1 protein-coding gene is annotated in these 1,119 nt (G+C 58.4%); it reads right to left on the reverse strand.

Going from position 1 to position 1,119, the window contains the following annotated elements:
- On the reverse strand, positions 1-988 hold a 988-nt coding region (locus tag RCCGE510_RS32610), incomplete at its 3' end, for an ISNCY family transposase (RefSeq protein WP_007637882.1).
- Positions 989-1,119 lie beyond the last annotated feature (131 nt).

A 1,119-nucleotide genomic window follows, 5' to 3' on the forward strand; every position in this document is an offset into this window, starting at 1 on the left:
TCAGCTGCGCCCCAACATAGCGCTGCTCGCGTTTGCACAGGATCTCCTTTAACCGATCCAGGGCCAGATTCATCGGCCGGTGCAGATCACCGGGTCGGGCAGGGACAAGCGCAAACCGCGCATTGTAGTCCTTCATGAAGCCAGGCAGGAACGCATTGCCTGTCTCCATGTCGCAGATATCCGCCAGCCGCAATTCCTTGACCAGCCGATCCTGCAGCGTTCGGTTCATCCGCTCGACACGACCTTTGGCTTGGCTGGAGTTTGCACAAAGAATCTCGATGTTTAGCTCGCAGAGCGCCCGCCCGAACTGGGTCATGCCCTGGCCACCCTTGGCGTCCTTCTTCGTCACCCGGAACACCGAATGCTTGTCGGAATAAAAGGCGATCGGCGCCCCGTGATGCTTCAGATAAAGCTCAAGTGCCTCGAAATAGCTGAAGGCGCTTTCGGAGCGCACGAAGCGCAGTTGCATCAACCTGCCCGTCGCATCATCGACGAACACCAGCAGCGAGCACACATCACCACGGTCTTCGAACCAGCGATGCTCCGATCCGTCGATCTGAACCAACTCGCCATAGGCTTGGCGCCGCAATCGTGGCTGATGAAACGTCCGGCGCTGCTTGCGCGACAGCCAAAGTCCAGCGTCCGACATCCAGATGCGTAACGTCTCACGCGACACACGCAATCCATCGCGTTCGGCAAGCTTCTCGCCCGCCAGCGTCGGCCCAAAGTCCGCATAACGTTCGCCAACCAGCGTCAGCGCATAATCCCGAACACTGTCGCTGATCCGGTTGTTCGACGGCCGACCAATCGCCTTATGGCGGATCGACGCCGCGCCGTCGGTGCTGATACGATCCAACAGCCGCCGCACTTGGCGCTCGCTCAGCTCAAGCACATGCGCCGCCGTGACCAGCGTTATCCGGCCGGCGATTACCTTCGACAAAATCTCGATCCGCTGCAGATCGCGCTCGCTCATCGCAATCAGTCCCATCTGCTTATCTCCCTGGCGTCATTCAGACGCGGGGAGTGTGACATTCCAACTTTGCAGAAACAGGACACTTTAACTTTGCGGTGTGACTTCTAATGTAAATGCAACAAGGGCTTAAAGGCTACTACAGGGCA

This window comes from Rhizobium sp. CCGE 510 (assembly GCF_000292525.1).
Taxonomy (GTDB): domain Bacteria; phylum Pseudomonadota; class Alphaproteobacteria; order Rhizobiales; family Rhizobiaceae; genus Rhizobium.